Origin of the sequence: Bradyrhizobium sp. SHOUNA76 (assembly GCF_023006445.1) — a bacterium.
Taxonomy (GTDB): domain Bacteria; phylum Pseudomonadota; class Alphaproteobacteria; order Rhizobiales; family Xanthobacteraceae; genus Bradyrhizobium.
Map to the genome: position 1 here is coordinate 1 of NZ_JALBHA010000094.1, position 16,217 is coordinate 16,217.

Consider the following 16,217-nt stretch of genomic DNA (forward strand, 5'->3'; position numbering starts at 1 on the left):
GCCTCGGCCGCGCCGACCATCAGGTCAAGGTCCGCGGCTACCGTATCGAGCTCAAGGAGATCGAGAACGCGCTTGCCGATCATCCCAGCGTGCGGGCCGGCATCGTCGAGCCGCGCCGCGAGGCGAGCGGCGACGTCAGGCTGATCGCCCATATCGCCGCAAGGCCCGACAGCCGGAGCAGCGCCAGCGAGCTGCGCGAATTCCTGAAGAGCCGGCTGCCTGGCCACGCCATTCCGTCCGCATTCCTGTTCCTGGATCACGTGCCGCTCAATGCCCACGGCAAGATCGATCGGTCCGCGCTGCTGGCGCCGGCGCAGCAGGAAGCACCCGGACCGGATGCAGCCGTGCCGGCGCGGCGCTTCACCGAAAAGGTGCTCTCCGACATCTGGATCGACCTGCTCAAGGTGGAAAGCCTCGGCGTCACCGACAATTTCTTCGACCTCGGCGGCCATTCGCTGCTGGCAGGCCAGGCCATGGCGCGCGTCGCCCGCGCGCTCGGCGTGTCGCTGCCGATCAAGACCATCTTCGAGGCACCGACGATCGAAAGTCTTGCCCGGCGGGTCGACCAAGCCATGGCGGCGACGCCGCGCAAGCCTGCCACAAGCGTGTTGGGCCTGGCCGATGCGAGGCCGACCGACAGCGGCTGGCCCACGCTCTCGATTGCGCAGGACCAGATGCTGCGGATCGAGCAGAACCTCCCGGGGTTGCCACTGTTCAACCTGCCCTTCGCCTTCCGTCTCCAGGGCCCGCTCGATGCGAGCGCACTGGCGCGGGCGATCGATGATGTCGTGGGCCGGCACGAATCGCTGCGGACCGCGTTCGGCTGGAACGGCGAGGAGCCGGTCCGTCACGTCGCCGCACCCGGCACCCTCGGCCGGGTCCTGACCATCGAGACGATCGGCGACGGTCACCCCCACAACAACAAGCGGCGCAAAGCCCTGGAGCTCAGGAAGATCGATCTCCTGATCCAGCACGAGGCCTATGTCCCGATCGATCCCACGCGCGGACCGCTGCTGCGCGCCCGGCTGTTGCGGCTCCACGACGACGATCATGTCCTGCTGCTGACGCTGCATCACGCCGTTGTCGACGGCTGGTCGATCGGGGTGCTGTTCGAGGAAGTGTCGAGCCGCTATGCGGCGCTGGCCGGATATCCGTCGGTGCCGCTACCGAAGCCGCCGCCCGCCTTTTCGGACGTCGCACGCTGGCAGCGCGGGTGGTGCGGCACCGACGCCGCCCGCCGCCAGGCTGCCGACTGGACCGAAAATTTACGCGGCGCGGCCCCCGTCTTCGACGGCCAGTCAACCCCGGGCGCGTCCAGCGGGCACCATCCGGTCAGTCTCGAGCGTGAGCTGATCGGGCGGCTCAAGACGTTCGCCGGCCAGCACAACAGCACGCTCTTCATGTGCCTGCTCACCGGCCTGAAGGCCCTGCTGCTGGCCCGGACGGGCCGCTCCGACATCATGGTCGCCACCGCGATGGCGAATCGCGCTCAGCCCGACACCGACCGCATCGTCGGCCCGTTCGAGAACACGGTGATCGTCCGCACGACGATCACGTCCGAGCTGTCGTTCGCGCAAGCGTTGGCCGAGGTCCGCCAAAGTGTGCTCGACGCCCATGCGCGGCAAGAGCTGCCGTTCAACCTCCTGGCCGACCATCTGGAGCGGGAAGGGATTGATCCGGCCTCGGTGCTCCAGGTCTATTTCACGCTGCAAAATCCGCTGCGCCGGCCGCTCGATCTGCCGGATCTTGCGACGGAATCGATCGGCAACATCGCGCGCGAAGGCCAGCCGGTGCTGCCGATCGACCAGACCTGGCTGTCGCTGATGCTGAAGGAGCGTCCGACCGGCATCACCGGCTCATGCAATTACAAGCGCGAGCTGCTGGACGGCCCTATGGTCGGCGCGTGGATGAAGGATCTCGTCGCGCTATTGGTGGCTGCCGTCGCCCAACCCAACTTGCCGCTCGGCCGACTGCTCGCTCGCAAGGCGGCGTGACATGCCGTGCCAACACGGGTTCACTCGCCAAAGCTGTGAATGAGCAAGTTGCATCTTGCTTATTTGGCGCCACCGCGCAAGATTATTCCTGCGTTTTGATTTGGACGATTATTTTCAACCGGGGGAGTGTTATGGGTTTCATCAAATTTACCAAGGGTACCTCGTTGAGCGACAAGGACCGCAAGGCCCTCCTGAAGCTGCTGGGTGCCGAGAAGAAGAAGCTCCAGTCCGCGCTGAAGGACGTCGATGCCAGCCTTTCGGTGCTGGGCGGCGCGAAGAAAGCCAAGAAGAAGAAGAAGTAGTAAGATTCGTCGGCCGGGACGCCGTACCAATCTTCAGGCTTCACTTTACGGACATGGGTCGCTCGCGTGTCGAGCCGGGGTCTCGCACAAGCTTGCGCCGGTAAACCGGCCTGCAAATCGACAAGAAATCGCCCGGGTGGATCGCTAGAAGCGATCTGCTTGGATGATTCTTGCTCAGTTGTTTCTTCCGTCGGGACCGGGGATTTTCCCTCGGCCTGACGCAATAGGCCCAATTGATGGCGAACGACAGAATTGAACTCTTTGTCGGACTGATCGAGTCCATTGACGTGCCGGGCGCGGTCGAGACGTGCCGGCGGCTGCTCTCGGTCGACGAACGGGTCCGTGCCGATCGCTTCATGTTCGAGCGGCATCGGCGGCAGTATATTTTCGCGCACGCCATGCTGCGCCTGGCGCTGTCGAAAGTCGCCCCCAACGTCGCGCCGGCCGATTGGTCCTTTGGCGCCGGCCGCTACGGGCGGCCGTTTGTCGCAGCCCCCGCGACCTCGACCGCGCTGCATTTCAGCCTGTCTCACGCCGACGGCTGCGTCGCCTGCGTCGTGTCGAAGCATGAGACCGTCGGCGTCGATGTCGAAACCGTGTCGCAGCGGGTGGCGCCGCTGTCCACCGCGCTTCGCTTCTTTGCGCCGGAGGAGGTCGAAACGCTGCGCGGACTGCCGGCGCCGGCCGCGATCGAGCGCTTCTTCGACTACTGGACGCTCAAGGAGGCCTATCTGAAGGCCAGGGGCTTTGGGCTCAATTTGCCGCTCGACGCCTTCGCGATGCAGGTGTCACGCGAGGCCATCGAGATCAGCTTCAAGCCGGATATCGCCGACGATCCCGATGGCTGGCGCTTCTCGCTGTGCTCGCCATCGCCCTCGCATCGCCTCGCGATCGCCGACGGCTCCCGCGCCAACGGTGGCCTTCCCATCAGCTGCAATGCCTGGCCACTCCAGGAAGCGGCTGAATGACGCCGCCGCGGCTGCGCGTCTTTCCAGCGATTTCGCGCAACCGCGACCCCGGGAAATATATCGGCGAGCTGATGCGGGTGGCGCAATTCGCCGACAGCAACGCCTTCGAAGGCATCCTGCTGTTCGAAGGCAATGACGTGTTCGTCGAGCCCTGGGCGATGGCCCAGCACATCATGGCTGCGACGAGGCGATCTTCGCCGCTGATCGCCGTCAACCCGGTCTACATGCACCCGTTCACGGCGGCGAAATTCGTCTCGTCCTTTGCGCAGCTCCACGGCCGTAAGGTCTATCTCAACATGATCACGGGGACGGCGGTCAGCGACTTACAGGGCCTCGGCGACGACCAGTCCCATGCCGACCGCTATATCAGGCTCGGCGAATTCGTGGAGCTGATGCGCCAGTTGCTGGCGAGCCCGCGGCCGGTGAGTTTCGAGGGGCGTTTCTACCGCGCGCACCATCTGCAACTTCGCCCGCGCCTGCCGCCAGAGCTGATGCCGGAATTCCTGATCGCAGGCCAGTCCGAGGCGGCCCAGCGGGTGGCGAAAGAGACGGGCTGCATCAAGATGCAGATGTTGCCGCCCGATCTCGATCACGGCCTCCACTCGCCCGGCATGAATTTCGGCATCTTCGCGCGCGAGGGACGCGAGGAGGCGCGGCAGGCCGCGAAGCTACGCTTTCGCGACAACCCCGATGATCGCGAGCTGCTCGTGCTCACCATGGAGAACACCGACTCGGTATGGAAGCGGCACCTCTATGCCGGCCAGAGCGGCGAGCTCCGGGACAATGGCTACTGGCTGCTGCCGTTCCTGACCTTCCAGGCCGATTGCCCCTATCTCGTCGGCAGCTACGAGGAGATCGGCGCGAAGCTGAAGGCGTTCGCGGCGAAAGGCCTGACCACGATCATGCTCGACATGGTCGCTGACGAGTCCGAGATGCGGCACGTCTGCAAGGCGCTCGCGGCGAGCGGGATGTTCTGACTATTCTCCGTCATTGCGAGCGAAGCGAAGCAATCCAGAATCTTTCACCGGCATTAGTCTCGATTGCTTCGTCGCATCAGCGCAAAATTGCTACGCAATTTTGTCGCGAGCTCCTCGCAATGACGATGTGGATGCAGCACGGTCAATTCAGCGAAAATCACCGCGCGTCTTCGAATCCCGCCAGCACCGAGGTCAGGTTCGCGCCCAGAATATCCGAGAGATAGCCGCCCTCCTGCACGAACACGGTCGGCAGGCCCATCCTGGCGATGGCCTGGCCGATACGGCGGAAGCCCGGCGTGGTAACGGCCAATCCCTTGAGCGGATCGTGCTCGGAGGCATCGAGGCCGAGCGCGATGACGAGGGCGCCGGGGGCAAAGGACTCGATCGCCTTGCGCGCGACGTCCAGGGACTGGATGTAGCCATCGTCGCCGGTGCCGATCGCCAGGGGGATGTTGAGATTGGTGCCGAGGCCGGGTCCTTCGCCGCGCTCATGGGCATAGCCCCACACGTATGGATAATAAGCGATCGGATCGGCATGGATCGATATCGTGTAGACGTCCGGCCGGGCGTAGAAAATGCCTTGCGTACCGTTGCCGTGATGGACATCGACGTCGAGGATCACGACGCGCTCGTGCTTCTGCCGCAGATGCGCGGCGGCAATCGCGCTGTTGTTGAGGAAGCAGAAGCCGCCGGCCATGTCGCGATAGGCGTGATGACCGGGCGGACGGCAGAGCGCATAGGTCGCATCCTCGCCGTCCATCACCATCTGCGCGGCGGTGACTGCGACGTCCGTCGCGGCACAGGCTGCAGCCCAGGTGCCCGGACCGATCGGTGCCGCGGTGTCGGCGGTGTGCCAGCCGAGCTTGCCGACGATGTGGGTTGGATAGGTGGCAGCATGACGCACGGGATGGATGTTGCCGATCATCTCCGGGCCGGAATCGCCGAGCGCGGTCCAGGCTTCCCAGGCTTCGCTCAGGAACGACAGATATTCCGGACTGTGAATCCGTGCGCGCGGCCCTTGCCCGAACGTGGTCGGCTCGACCAGCTGGTGCCTGCCGTCCTTCAATCCCTTGAGCAGGCGGTCGGCGCGCTCGGGCTGCTCGGTGGTGCGCTTGACGACGCCGCGGACCAGGAAGAATTGCGGATCGTGGCTGCGGTGCAGTTCGGTATGGACGGCTTTCACTCAAACACTCCGTAGGTCGCTTCGACGGTGCCACAGAGTCTTGATCGCTGCGGCGGCAGGATGCAAGCAAGAAGAATGCCGCGCCTGTCGCGTGAGGCTTGGTCGCTGCAACGAGCGAGGTGCACTCCCTCTCCCGCTTGCGGGAGAGGGTTGGGGAGAGGGTGTTTCCGCAATGGGACAATCCCCAAGAGGAGAGAGTCCTCACCCGCGCCTTCGGCGCGACCTCTCCCGCAAGCGGGAGAGGTGAACCACCAGCGGCAACCGTTTCAACCTAAAGCCATTGCTCAGCAGCGCCCGCGCTGGAGACAGTGCTCGCGGCCCTGCTGATCGGTGCGGAAGGATTCGATGAAGCCGCCCTGACGCTGGGTGACGAAGACGGTCTTGCCATCGCTGCCGCCGAAGGCGAGGTTGGTCGGCTCCTTTCCCTTCAGCGCGATCTCCCGCTCGACCGCGCCATTGGGCTTCATCAGCGCAACTGTCCCCTTGAGAATACGCGCGACATAGAGACGGCCGGCAATATCGGTGCGCAGTCCGTCGACGGTGTCGGGCTGAAATGCCTTGACCAGCTTTGCAGCCGTCAGCTCATTGCCGTTGATCGCATAGGACCAGATCTGGCCGCTGCTGGATTCCCCGACATAGAGCGTCTTGCCGTCGGGGCTGAGATCGATACCGTTGGTGGTGCCCATCGCGCGCGGCGCCGACATCACTTGTCCCTGCACCGTGCCGTCGGCGGCTTTCGCAATCCGCCAGACGTGGCCTTCCCTGCCCTTCCAGTTCGGATCGCTCGCATAGATCGTGCCGTCGCGGGCGATCGTGATGTCGTTGGGCTGGTTCATCTCGTCGGAGTGAAACCAGATGCCCGGCTCGGTCGCCCCCTTAGGAATCGCGAAGATGTTGTGCTTCTTGTAGTCGGCGATGAACATGGTGCCGCTGCCATCGAAGCGGATGGCATTGCCGACACTGCCCTCGGGCAGCGCCATGAATGGCTCCGACGCCGCACCGCCCGCAGGCAGCCTGCCGATGGTGCCGGGCTTGCCGAGATTGACCACGAACAGATTGCCATCGAGGTCAGAAGCCGGGCCCTCGATGCCGAAGGTATATTCGCCGGCGGGCGTCACCTGCACGCTTTCGAACAGCTTCGTTTCCGCCTGGGCGGACGCCGTCGCAACGACGAGGAGGACGCTACTGCACAGGCACCAGAAATTCCTGCCGGATGTAATAGCCATCGCCGTCGCTGCACTCGCCATTCAGGTAGGGGTCGGCCGGGCGGAAGAATCGGCTGAAGCCGGGTTTGTCTACAGCGCTCCTTTGTGTCACGACAACGACCTTCGCAGCCGGTATTTCGCCGCATTCCTTGTTCGTTTTGCCAAAGAACTTGCGCTGCGGCGGGCCGGGCTTGATCCGCATCCGTGTGCCCGGAACCATGTTCGCAACGAGCAAGTCCATTGTGTCGAGCAGGCGCGTGTAGCCGGGCTCGGTCTTCGGCAGGCTCTCGCCGCCTGGCGGCATCAGTTTCTCCGCGCCAATGCCGCGCAGGCGCGCGCGCAGCTTGCCGGCATAGGGATCGCCCGGATAGATCCAGCCGTCCTGGGCCAGCATGAAGCGGAGCGCTGCCACGTCCTTTTCAGTCTCCGACTGGCCTTCCTTCAAGCCGAAATCGGAATGGCAGCCGGCGCAATGCTTCTCGACGAGGCCTTTGCGTAGCGTGGTCAGCCGGACGCTGTTCTGCGCATCCCTCGCAACGAAGGCCACGAGCTGGTCGATCATCGCCTGGCTGCGCATGTCGCAGGGCAGGGACGGTTGCGGATCACCCGTGGCGCGATCGATGCGGATCACGGTCTGGTTCTTGTCCTCGACCAGCCAAATGGCGCCGTCCTCCGCGACCGCCATGCCGACCGGCGCGCCTTGAGGCCGGGCGCCGTTGACGCGGTGCCAGCCCGCGATCAGCTCATCGAACGGCGCGGCAGCCACCTCGCCGGCGTCGGTCTGAAAGCTGCGCGTCGGCTCAGCCGCGCAGCTGACGTGGTAGCGCACCGGCGCCGTGACAGGCCTGGGGAAGCCGTGGTCATCGACGTCGTAGACCAGCAGGCGGCTTCCGGTCGGACGATAGCCGTGCAGGCCGACCAGCAGCTTGCCCTCCAGCTCCGGGAATTTGCCACCGTGATAATAGAGCATCCCAAGCGGCGCACCGTGCGGCGGCAGCAGCGAGAGCGGCGGCTTGTAGAGCGCGCCTGCCGTGCAAAACGATTTGTAGGCACCGGATTGCAGCACGCTCCTGAATTCGGGGCTCGGCGTCGACAAATCGTAGCAATAGGGCCAGCCGTAATGCCTGCCCTGCTCGATCGCGTTGATCTCCTCGTTCGGCTTGAAAATATCAGGCAGGTCGCGGCTGTTCTCGGCCTGCAGGAAAGCGTAGCCGGCATCGGGAAAATTCGGATGCAGCGCCAGCGCCATCGAGTTGCGCAAGCCGCGCGCATAGACGGTGTGCGGCGGATCGGCATCGCCGGGCTTCAGCGCCGGAAAGACGCCGCTCGCAGGCGGCGCGAACAGCCAGATCGATGCCATGGCGGAAGCGCCCTCGGCCGCCGCGCAGGGCTTCGTGATCGGCGCCGGCGTGATGCAGTCGTCGCTGTGCGAGCCGACATTGACGAATAGCTGCCCGTTCCTGTCGAAGACGAACTGCTTGAGCGGATGCGCGCTCTCCTCGATCCGGGAGCCGTCGGGCAGCGCGATCCGGCGCCCGGGCATGTGACGGATGATGGTCTCGACGGTGCCGCGCGGATTGTCGGCGAGCGGATCGAAGCGGAAGATCGTCTCGGCGGTCGAGGCGTAGAGCCTTCCGTCCGGACCGACCGCAAGGCCGAACGGATATTCGATTCCCGCGAGAAGCTCCTTGAACCGCCCGCCCTGGGGCGCCCGCGGATCGAGCAGCAGCAGCCGTCCGTCGGTGTGGCCCCAGCCGCCCATGTCGGCCACCACGAACAGGTCGCGGCCCGGCACCTGGACGATCGCGCGTGGAAACTTGAGGCCGTCCGCTTCGCTGGCGACGAGCCCGACGCAAAATCCAGCCTTCATGTCGATCTGGATCTTGGGAAAAGCGAGATCACCGTTGCCGCAGGTCTCCGCGCCGATCGCATAGCCGCTGCGGCGGAGCGGCTCCGATGACGCCACCGAGATGAGCCCAAGCAGGACCGGCAAAACCCACGCCAAGACCGACGCCAGGACCCACGCCAGGACCCACGCCAAGGCCCCCGCACATGCGCGCGGCCTTCGGCGTTCGCGCTCAGATGTGAAATAGCTCACGGCGGCCCCCGGACTTCCCGCGAAAAGATGTTCCATGCCGGGACAACGCCGTCCAGCTCAACATCACCCGCCTGTGATTAAACCTGTAACGACCTTGGGGCCGACCAATATCCGTAAATTCCCTTACCGGGTTCGACCCGAATGTTTCGCGAAGGCTCCGGGTGGTATCGGTTTGCCATCCCAGTTGCTCCCACCAGGAGGCGGATATGGTCCAGGTCTATTTTCACTGCTCCAACACCGAGGGCACCCTGATCGACCGCTACGGCGCCGCCGTGTCCAATCTCACCGAGGCGCGCGACCGTGCCTCTCAGATCATGCGGTCGATGATCCTGACGCCGAGCAACGAAGACTGGCGCGACTGGGTGATCCATGTCAGCGACGACGACGGCGAAGAGATTTTCGATCTCCCCTTCACCGCCATGCTCGGCAAGCCGCATTGAGGTGATGCCATGCTGATCGCTTCACTGAGCCTTTTCCGCCAGCCCCTGAACTTCGTCGCCGCCAAATGGCAGACCCTGGTCAGGGTCGCAGGCGACCCCTACCGGCCCGAGCTTCACTATATGCGCGGGCCTGGCCCAAAATGGCGCGCCAAATATCAGGCCAGCCGGCTGAACCGCGCGCTCTGAGCGCAGCGCCTCGGATCTCTGCTATCCGTCGTCATGGCCGGGCTTGTCCCGGCCATGATGCGTTTGGAGACGGCGCCGCCCTTCACCGTCCCGCAAACTTCGCCTTGCGCTTCTCAACGAAGGCGTTGCGGCCTTCGATCGCATCCGCGGTCTTGCGGACCACGGCCTGGAGCTCGATCTCGCGGCGGAATTGCGCCTCGTAGGTCGCATGCTCGCTCTCCTCTATCAGCAGGCGCGTTGCCACCAAAGCGCGCGTCGGGCCCTCGGCGAGACGGCGCGCCAGCGTCAACGCCTCAAACATCAGCTTCGCATCGTCGACGACCTGCCGCACCAGGCCGATGTCCTCGGCGCGCTCGGCCGTCAGCGGCTCGTTCAGCAGCATCAGCTCGAGCGCGCGCTGCCGGCCGATCAGCCGCGGCAGCAGCCAGGTCGAGCCGAGATCCGGCACCAGAGCGATGCGGCTGAACACCTGGATGAAGCTCGCCGACCGGGCCGCGACGATCATGTCGCCGGCCATCGCCAGGCTGAAGCCGCCGCCGGCGGCGACGCCATTGACTGCCACGACAACAGGTACCCGGCATTCACGCAACGCCTTGAAGGTCGGCCAGTAGAAGCGCATGACACCGGCCGCGATGTCTTCGCCGAGCGCCTCCGACGCCTTCAAATTCTGCCCTGAGCAAAAACCGCGCCCGGCGCCGGTGAGGATCAAGGCTCGAATCCCCTCGTCCTCGGTCATCTCGCCGATGGCGTCCGCGAGCGCGCCGAGCAGGTCCGGCGTCATCGCGTTCAGGCTTGCCGGCTCGTCGAGCGTCAGGATCCCGACCGCGCCCTCCCGCGCCTGTTTCACACCAGCCATGTCGCGCCTCCCTTTCGATGTTCTCGTTGTCGGCAATGTGCCATTGTCCGCGCGCTCCGCCAATCGCGGAGCAAGTCAGCGCAACGAAGCCAGCACAGAACATCAAGCGACATCATGCCTCATCAGTTCAGCCTCAACCAAACCATCCGCAAGCCCGCCGTCACGTCCAAGGGCGGCATCGTCGCCTCGCAATCGCGGCGGGCGGCCGAAGTGGGAGCGCAGGTGTTGGCGGCGGGCGGCGACTGCGTGGACGCGATCGTGGCAACCACCATGGCGCTGAACGTGCTGGAGCCCTGGAACAGCGGCATCGGCGGCGGCGGTGCGATGGTGCTCTACCGTGCCAAGGAAAATCGCACCGAGGTGATCGATTACGGTATGTGCGCGCCGCAGAGCCTGCGTGCTGCCGACTATCCGCTCAGCGGCGAAGGCGCTGCTTCCGATCTCTTCCCCTGGCCGCGGGTCAAGGATGATCGCAACATCCATGGCCCCGGCTCGATTGCCGTCCCCGGCGTCGTTGCCGGAATGGAAGAGGCGCATCGCCGCTACGCAAAGATGCCGTGGAAGGATCTGGTCGCACCGGCAGCCAGGCTCGCCGGCGAAGGCCTGCTGGTCGATTGGTGGACCACGGGTACGATCTCGGGCTCGGCCGCCGATCTCAGACGCTATCCCGCGAGCGCGGCCGCATATTTGAAAGACGGCCTGCCGCCGAGCGCGCCATGGGGCATCAAGGCCGAAACGCGGCTGCCGCAGGACTCGCTGAAAGCGACGCTGTCGCATCTCGCCGAGGCCGGCCCGCGCGATTTCTACCAGGGCGATCTCGCCAGGAGCATCGCCTCCGACATCAAGGCCGATGGCGGATCGCTGTCGGTGGAGGATCTCGCCGCATTCCGCGCTCATCTGCGCGAGCCGCTGGCGATCCCCTATCGCGAGGGCAAGGTGTTCGCGACACCGGAGCTCACCGCGGGGCCGACGATGGCGCATGCGCTGCGCCTGTTGCAGCAGAGCCTGAAGCCGGCAAGCGCGCCGGACGCGACCGCCTATGTCGAATATGCACTCGCCTTGCAAGCAGCCTTCCGCGAGCGGCTCAAGGACATGGGCGATGCCGACGGCAAGCGCTCGCTTGGCGCCGAATATCTGGCGCCGGCCTGCACCACGCATTTCTCGGTGGTCGATCGTCACGGCAACATCGCGGCGGTGACGCAGACGCTTCTGTCGTCCTTCGGCTCGAGATATGTGACACCGCACACCGGTATCACCATGAACAACGGCATCATGTGGTTCGATCCGACGCCCGGCACGACCAACTCGCTCGCCCCCGGCAAGCGCTGTCTTTGCAACTACACGCCCGTCATCGCCGAGACGAAGGATGGCAAGCGCCTCGCCGTCGGCGCCTCCGGCGGACGCCGTATTCTGCCCTCCGTGATGCAGCTCGTCTCCTTCGCGATGGATTTCGGCATGGATCTCGATGCCGCCATCCACCAGCCGCGCATAGACGCCAGCGAAGGTGCGGTCGTGATCGGAGACGCCCGACTGCCGGAGGACGTGCGCAAGACGCTGGCCGCGCGCTTCGACTATGAAGAGACCCAGGTGCAGACGTTGCCGCAGAAATTCGCCTGCCCCAGCGTGGTGATGCGCGTGGGCGACACCAATTCCGGCGCGGTCGAGATCTTTCAGCCCTGGGCCGAGGCCGTCGCGGAAGGCTGAGCGCATCGATCGATGCAGGATTGTGCCAGCGCGCGTTGAGCGCTCGCGCGATTACGTATCTGCGCGAGCGTCACGACTCCTCCACATTCGCAGGGAACTTAGCTTGGCGCCGTTCATTGATTGAACGGACAAGTGCGCTCGCCCCCAGTGGAGGACATATGAAGAAACTTGCGCTCGCCGCGTCGCTGATCATTGCGGCCGGCTTCACACTCAGCAGCCCTGCACTGGCCAAAGGCGGGCATGGACATGGTCACGGTCATGGCCATGGCCATTCGATGGGCCATCATCACCATGGCACGCCGCCGGGATGGCACCACGGACGCAAGGTCGGCTGGCGCGGTCACGGGTGCCCGCCCGGCCTGTGGAAGCAAGGCCGTTGCTGACGCCCTATATCCGCCGATGATGCAAGGCGTCGCCTGAAGCCGGGCGGCGCCTTTTCAAATGCCGAGCCGGTCGCGCACGCGGCCCGCGATCACCGCGGTCGTCACCCCGACCGGCCAGAATGCGTGCATCGGGATCGGCTTGATGCCGGTAACCGGCATGTCGATCTCGGCCTTGGCGCCGCCAATCAGGCGGCGGGCGAGCTGCGCGCCCATCGCGGTCGAAAGCGCGACGCCGCGGCCGTTGCAGCCCAGCGAGATCAGGATGTTTTCGGCGGGCTCGTGCACATGCGGATAGTGGTCCTTGGTGATCGCGAGCCGGCTATTCCAGCCATGGGTCCAGGCGACGCCCTTGAGCTGCGGCCATAGCCGCTCGGCATAGCGCATGAGATAGGCGACGTCGTTCGGCGAGCTGATCCAGCGCATCGGGCCACGGCCGCCCATCAACAGACGGTTGTGCTGGTCGATGCGGTAGTAGACCGTGATGTGGCCGCTCTCGTAGAGCACGGGACGCGTCGGCATGATCGAGCGGGCGACCTCGTCGGAGAGCGGCGCGGTGGCGGCGATCGAGGAAAACACCGGCACGATGGTGCGGCGAAGCGCCGGCCAGAGATCATCGGTGAAACCGTTGGTGGCGAGCAGGACCTTGTCGGCATGAACCACTGCGCGCGGTGTCTCGATGCGCCAGCGTGCGCCCTCGCGGCTCAGTGACAATGCCGGCGTCTCGCCAAAAACCTTGGCGCCGGCCGAGATCGCGGCGCGCGCGAGGCCGCGGGCATAGCTGAGGGGATGCAGATCGCCGCCGCGCGTATCCAGCATCGCGCCGATATAGCGGTCGGTGCCGGTCATCTCGCGCAGCTGCTCGCGGTTCAGATATGTCACCGGCATGCCGCGGCGGATGCATTGCTGCGCCGTCTTCTCGATCGCGGCGGCGCTGGCCGCGTGATAGGCCGCGCGCAGCGTTCCGTTCTGCCGCGCCTCGCACGGGATCTGGTAGCGACGGATCAGATCATGCGTGAAGTTCGTGGTGCCGTAGGAGAATTCGATCATGCGGCGACCGAGCTCGGCGCCGAAGTCCGCCTCGATCTGATCGGGGTCGTGCTTCAAGCCGGGATTGGTGTGACCGCCATTGTTGCCCGAGGCGCCCCAGCCCGGCTCCTGCGCCTCCAGCACCAGCGCCTCGACGCTCTGCTCCGCCAGATGCAACGCGGTGGACAAGCCGGTGTAGCCGCCACCGACGATCGCGACGGAGACGGATTTGTCGACGTCGAGTGGCGGCGTGGCGACCGGCGCGACGGCGGTGTCGGCATAGAGCGATGGCGGCAGAGGCAGGCGAGTCATGGGGGGAGACCGGTCAGAGCGGATGCAGCACGCGGCGCAAGAAGTCCTGCGTGCGCGGATGCTGGGGTTGGTTGAGCAGCGCCTTGGCCGGCCCCTGCTCGACGATGACACCGCCGTCGATGAACAGCACGCGGTCGGCGACGTCGCGGGCAAAGCCCATCTCGTGGGTGACGACGACCATGGTCATGCCGTCATCGGCGAGCTTGCGCATCACGCCGAGAACGTCGCCGACCAGTTCGGGATCGAGCGCCGAGGTCGGCTCGTCGAACAGGATCGCCTTGGGCTGCATGGCCAGCGCCCGCGCGATCGCGACGCGCTGCTGCTGGCCGCCGGAAAGCTGCGGTGGGTGCGCGTCGGCCTTCTCGGCAAGTCCGACCTGCGCAAGCAGCGCGCGGCCGCGCTCCAGCGCCTGGGCGCGCGGCTCCCTCTTCACGAAGAGCGGCCCCTCGATCACGTTCTCCAGCGCGGTGCGATGCGGAAACAGGTTGAAGCGCTGGAACACCATCGAGACCTGGGTGCGTATGGCCACGATCGACGGCGCATCGCGGTCGACCTTCAGACCCTCGACGCTGATCTCGCCGCGGTCGTAGCTCTCCAGCCCGTTGATGCAGCGCAGGATGGTGGACTTGCCCGAGCCAGAGGGACCGACGATGCAGACCACCTCGCCCTTCTCAACCTTCGCCGTGATGCCCTTGAGCACCTCGACTTTGCCGAAGCTCTTGTGAACGTCGGTTAGCTCGATCATTTCTTGCCCGCCCGCTTTTCGAAGTGACGGACCAGCAGGATCAGCGGAATGCTCATGGTGAGGTACATCAGCGCCACCAGCGTGAACACGCTGGTGTTCTTGAAGGTCGAGGAGGCGATCAGCTTGCCCTGCAGCGCAAGCTCGGCGACCGTGATTGTGGAGGCCTGCGACGAATCCTTCAGCATCATGATCATGACGTTGCCGTAGGGAGGCAGCACGATGCGCACCGCCTGCGGCAGCACCACGCGGCGCATGGTGAGCCACCAGCCCATGCCGATCGACTGCGCCGCCTCGATCTGCCCCTTGTCAATCGCCTCGATCCCGGCGCGGAAATTTTCCGCCTGGTAGGCCGAATAGGCGATGCCGAGCCCGAGGATCGCGGCCTGCAGGGCCGACAGCGTGACGCCGAGATCGGGCATCACGAAATAGAGGTAGAACAACAGCACGATGATCGGGATGCCACGGATCACATTGATCAGGCTGGCGCTGAGCATCGACAGCGCCTTGATGCCGGAGACCCGCATCATCGCCCAGATCAGGCCGAGCACCGTCGAGAGCAGCAGCGAGCCGATGGTGACGACGATCGTCAGCACGACGCCGCTCATCAGGATCGGGAAGAACTCGGCGGCGTCGTGCCAGAAGCCTTTCATCCGGGCAGCCTTCGATCAACCGGAATCAGCCCTGAGCCTTCAGGCCCCATTTATCGAGAATCTTGTCGATCGTGCCATTGGCCTTCAGCTTCGCGAGCGAGGCGTTGATCTTGCCGAGCAGCGCGGTCTCGCCCTTGCGCACGCCGATGCCGACCGAGCCGACGGTGACGGGCTTGTAGCCGTCGACGAGCCGCACCTCGGGGAATCCGCCCTGCTTCAGATTGTAGGCGAGGATCGGATAGTCGGCGTAGCCGGCCTTGAGACGGCCGGTGTTCACGTCGCGCAGGATGTCGGGAATGGTGTCGTAGGCCTTGACGTCGGCGAACAGGCCGGACTTCTTCAGCGCATCGACGAAGGCGGTGCCGACCTGGGCGCCGACCGTCTCGCCCTTCAGGTCGTCCTGCGTGGCATAGGCCTTGGTGTCGCTCTTCGGCACCACCAAGCCTTCGCCGTAGGTGTAGATCGGGTCGGAGAAGTCGACGACCTCTTTCCGCGGCGGCGTGATGAACATCGCAGCGGCGATGATGTCGATCTTGCTCGAGGTCAGCGACGGGATCAGCGCTGAGAACTGCATCGGCTCGATCTGAACGTTGAAGCCGGCGTCCTTGCCGATCTCGGTGACGAGGTCGACCATGATGCCCTGGATGGTGTTGGTCTTGGTGTCGAGGAAGGTGAAGGGAATGCCCGTCGGGGTCGAGCCGACCTTCAACACCTGTTGAGCAGAAGCCGGCACCACGGCCAGCGCAAGCGCCGCGATCGCGGCCAGACCAAAACGCTTCATCGCATCCCCCTTTGGGCCTGGCCGGTGGCCGGCGCGCGCGCATGTCGTGATCAGACGTTGCGGGTCAAGCCGTTTCGGCCTATTTTCACCAACATGAAAATTTGGTCACATTTTCGCGGGCGACGCAAGCGGTTTTCATGCACATGAAGGAAGCGGTTTGACGTGAGCGGTGGCAAAAGAATGCGCAAACCGGCCGCCGCAAAGCCGGCGAAGCGGGCGAAACCCAAGGCCGTCACCGAACCGGCGGAGCCCGCGATGGACATCGCGGTCGGCCGCCGCATCAGGGATCTCAGGCGCGTCCGGCAATTCTCGCTGGAGACGGTCGCGGCGCGCACGGAGCTTTCGATCGGCTTCCTCAGCCAGATCGAACGCGGCCTCTCGTCGCCGTCGTTGCGCGTGCTGGCAAC

Annotated in this window: 17 protein-coding genes; 9 read left to right on the forward strand and 8 right to left on the reverse strand. The window is 65.2% G+C overall.

The window, feature by feature from the left end:
* From MOV74_RS13600 to MOV74_RS13615, 4 genes are all read left to right on the forward strand, one after another.
* The coding region (locus tag MOV74_RS13600) for a condensation domain-containing protein (protein ID WP_246922563.1) at window positions 1-1,994 on the forward strand (1,994 nt) is incomplete at its 5' end.
* Between the two features lie 131 nt (window positions 1,995-2,125).
* Window positions 2,126-2,296 carry a hypothetical protein gene (locus MOV74_RS13605; protein ID WP_246922565.1) on the forward strand — a complete coding sequence of 57 codons (171 nt, stop codon included), beginning with the start codon at window positions 2,126-2,128 and terminating at the stop codon, window positions 2,294-2,296.
* 236 nt (window positions 2,297-2,532) lie between these two features.
* Window positions 2,533-3,264, forward strand: a complete 732-nt coding sequence (locus tag MOV74_RS13610) for a 4'-phosphopantetheinyl transferase superfamily protein (RefSeq protein WP_246922568.1) — start codon at window positions 2,533-2,535, stop codon at window positions 3,262-3,264.
* A complete protein-coding gene (locus MOV74_RS13615) occupies window positions 3,261-4,241 on the forward strand; it encodes an LLM class flavin-dependent oxidoreductase (protein ID WP_246922571.1) in 981 nt (326 codons plus the stop codon). The genes MOV74_RS13610 and MOV74_RS13615 overlap by 4 nt, the downstream gene beginning before the upstream one ends.
* A 157-nt stretch (window positions 4,242-4,398) precedes the next feature.
* Here MOV74_RS13615 and MOV74_RS13620 read toward each other — a convergent pair whose 3' ends face one another.
* The 3 genes from MOV74_RS13620 to MOV74_RS13630 form a co-directional block, all read right to left on the reverse strand.
* Window positions 4,399-5,424 carry a histone deacetylase family protein gene (locus MOV74_RS13620; RefSeq protein WP_246922575.1) on the reverse strand — a complete coding sequence of 342 codons (1,026 nt, stop codon included), beginning with the start codon at window positions 5,422-5,424 and terminating at the stop codon, window positions 4,399-4,401.
* Window positions 5,425-5,708: 284 nt separating this feature from the next.
* The gene (locus tag MOV74_RS13625) at window positions 5,709-6,650 is read right to left on the reverse strand and encodes an SMP-30/gluconolactonase/LRE family protein (protein ID WP_246922578.1); all 942 of its coding nucleotides are present in this window, start codon (window positions 6,648-6,650) and stop codon (window positions 5,709-5,711) included.
* Window positions 6,607-8,763 (reverse strand): PQQ-dependent sugar dehydrogenase, encoded by a 2,157-nt coding sequence (locus MOV74_RS13630; protein WP_249797507.1) that lies wholly within the window; start codon window positions 8,761-8,763, stop codon window positions 6,607-6,609. The genes MOV74_RS13625 and MOV74_RS13630 overlap by 44 nt, the downstream gene beginning before the upstream one ends.
* 170 nt (window positions 8,764-8,933) lie before the next feature.
* Here MOV74_RS13630 and MOV74_RS13635 point away from each other — a divergent pair, with 170 nt between their 5' ends.
* Both MOV74_RS13635 and MOV74_RS13640 read left to right on the forward strand, forming a co-directional pair.
* Window positions 8,934-9,167 carry a DUF6894 family protein gene (locus MOV74_RS13635; protein ID WP_094973683.1) on the forward strand — a complete coding sequence of 78 codons (234 nt, stop codon included), beginning with the start codon at window positions 8,934-8,936 and terminating at the stop codon, window positions 9,165-9,167.
* 9 nt (window positions 9,168-9,176) lie between these two features.
* On the forward strand, window positions 9,177-9,353 hold the full coding sequence (locus tag MOV74_RS13640; RefSeq protein WP_246922585.1) for a hypothetical protein: 177 nt from the start codon (window positions 9,177-9,179) through the stop codon (window positions 9,351-9,353).
* An 82-nt stretch (window positions 9,354-9,435) separates the two neighbouring features.
* Here MOV74_RS13640 and MOV74_RS13645 read toward each other — a convergent pair whose 3' ends face one another.
* Window positions 9,436-10,209, reverse strand: coding sequence for an enoyl-CoA hydratase-related protein (locus MOV74_RS13645; RefSeq protein ID WP_246922587.1), 774 nt, complete (start codon window positions 10,207-10,209; stop codon window positions 9,436-9,438).
* A gap of 114 nt (window positions 10,210-10,323) precedes the next feature.
* Between MOV74_RS13645 and MOV74_RS13650 the strand changes: the two genes are divergently transcribed.
* Together MOV74_RS13650 and MOV74_RS13655 are read left to right on the forward strand one after the other, a co-directional pair.
* Window positions 10,324-11,913: a gamma-glutamyltransferase family protein gene (locus MOV74_RS13650; RefSeq protein ID WP_246922590.1), complete on the forward strand. Its 1,590-nt coding sequence runs from the start codon at window positions 10,324-10,326 to the stop codon at window positions 11,911-11,913.
* Between the two features lie 158 nt (window positions 11,914-12,071).
* Complete coding sequence (locus MOV74_RS13655) at window positions 12,072-12,296, forward strand: hypothetical protein (RefSeq protein ID WP_246922593.1); 225 nt, start codon at window positions 12,072-12,074, stop codon at window positions 12,294-12,296.
* A gap of 54 nt (window positions 12,297-12,350) precedes the next feature.
* On the opposite strand, the gene MOV74_RS13660 is transcribed toward MOV74_RS13655, so the two are convergent.
* Genes MOV74_RS13660 through MOV74_RS13675 form a run of 4 tightly spaced genes read right to left on the reverse strand, consistent with a single transcriptional unit; the run spans window position 12,351 to window position 15,810 of the window.
* Complete coding sequence (locus MOV74_RS13660) at window positions 12,351-13,634, reverse strand: FAD-binding oxidoreductase (protein ID WP_246922596.1); 1,284 nt, start codon at window positions 13,632-13,634, stop codon at window positions 12,351-12,353.
* Between the two features lie 13 nt (window positions 13,635-13,647).
* Window positions 13,648-14,379 carry an amino acid ABC transporter ATP-binding protein gene (locus MOV74_RS13665; protein ID WP_246922599.1) on the reverse strand — a complete coding sequence of 244 codons (732 nt, stop codon included), beginning with the start codon at window positions 14,377-14,379 and terminating at the stop codon, window positions 13,648-13,650.
* Window positions 14,376-15,029 (reverse strand): amino acid ABC transporter permease, encoded by a 654-nt coding sequence (locus MOV74_RS13670; RefSeq protein WP_246922602.1) that lies wholly within the window; start codon window positions 15,027-15,029, stop codon window positions 14,376-14,378. The genes MOV74_RS13665 and MOV74_RS13670 overlap by 4 nt, the downstream gene beginning before the upstream one ends.
* A 25-nt stretch (window positions 15,030-15,054) precedes the next feature.
* On the reverse strand, window positions 15,055-15,810 hold the full coding sequence (locus MOV74_RS13675) for an ABC transporter substrate-binding protein (protein ID WP_246922605.1): 756 nt from the start codon (window positions 15,808-15,810) through the stop codon (window positions 15,055-15,057).
* Window positions 15,811-15,990: 180 nt separating this feature from the next.
* Here MOV74_RS13675 and MOV74_RS13680 point away from each other — a divergent pair.
* Window positions 15,991-16,217, forward strand: a 227-nt coding sequence (locus tag MOV74_RS13680; protein ID WP_246922608.1) for a helix-turn-helix domain-containing protein, incomplete at its 3' end; no start/stop codon positions are given.

Coding starts and splice junctions, on each gene's coding strand:
- MOV74_RS13605 (WP_246922565.1), top strand. CDS start 2,126: ATGGGTTTCATCAAATTTACCAAGGGTACCTCGTTGAGCGACAAGGAC.
- MOV74_RS13610 (WP_246922568.1), top strand. CDS start 2,533: ATGGCGAACGACAGAATTGAACTCTTTGTCGGACTGATCGAGTCCATT.
- MOV74_RS13615 (WP_246922571.1), top strand. CDS start 3,261: ATGACGCCGCCGCGGCTGCGCGTCTTTCCAGCGATTTCGCGCAACCGC.
- MOV74_RS13625 (WP_246922578.1), bottom strand. CDS start 6,650: ATGGCTATTACATCCGGCAGGAATTTCTGGTGCCTGTGCAGTAGCGTC.
- MOV74_RS13630 (WP_249797507.1), bottom strand. CDS start 8,763: ATGGAACATCTTTTCGCGGGAAGTCCGGGGGCCGCCGTGAGCTATTTC.
- MOV74_RS13635 (WP_094973683.1), top strand. CDS start 8,934: ATGGTCCAGGTCTATTTTCACTGCTCCAACACCGAGGGCACCCTGATC.
- MOV74_RS13640 (WP_246922585.1), top strand. CDS start 9,177: ATGCTGATCGCTTCACTGAGCCTTTTCCGCCAGCCCCTGAACTTCGTC.
- MOV74_RS13645 (WP_246922587.1), bottom strand. CDS start 10,209: ATGGCTGGTGTGAAACAGGCGCGGGAGGGCGCGGTCGGGATCCTGACG.
- MOV74_RS13650 (WP_246922590.1), top strand. CDS start 10,324: ATGCCTCATCAGTTCAGCCTCAACCAAACCATCCGCAAGCCCGCCGTC.
- MOV74_RS13655 (WP_246922593.1), top strand. CDS start 12,072: ATGAAGAAACTTGCGCTCGCCGCGTCGCTGATCATTGCGGCCGGCTTC.
- MOV74_RS13660 (WP_246922596.1), bottom strand. CDS start 13,634: ATGACTCGCCTGCCTCTGCCGCCATCGCTCTATGCCGACACCGCCGTC.
- MOV74_RS13665 (WP_246922599.1), bottom strand. CDS start 14,379: ATGATCGAGCTAACCGACGTTCACAAGAGCTTCGGCAAAGTCGAGGTG.
- MOV74_RS13670 (WP_246922602.1), bottom strand. CDS start 15,029: ATGAAAGGCTTCTGGCACGACGCCGCCGAGTTCTTCCCGATCCTGATG.
- MOV74_RS13675 (WP_246922605.1), bottom strand. CDS start 15,810: ATGAAGCGTTTTGGTCTGGCCGCGATCGCGGCGCTTGCGCTGGCCGTG.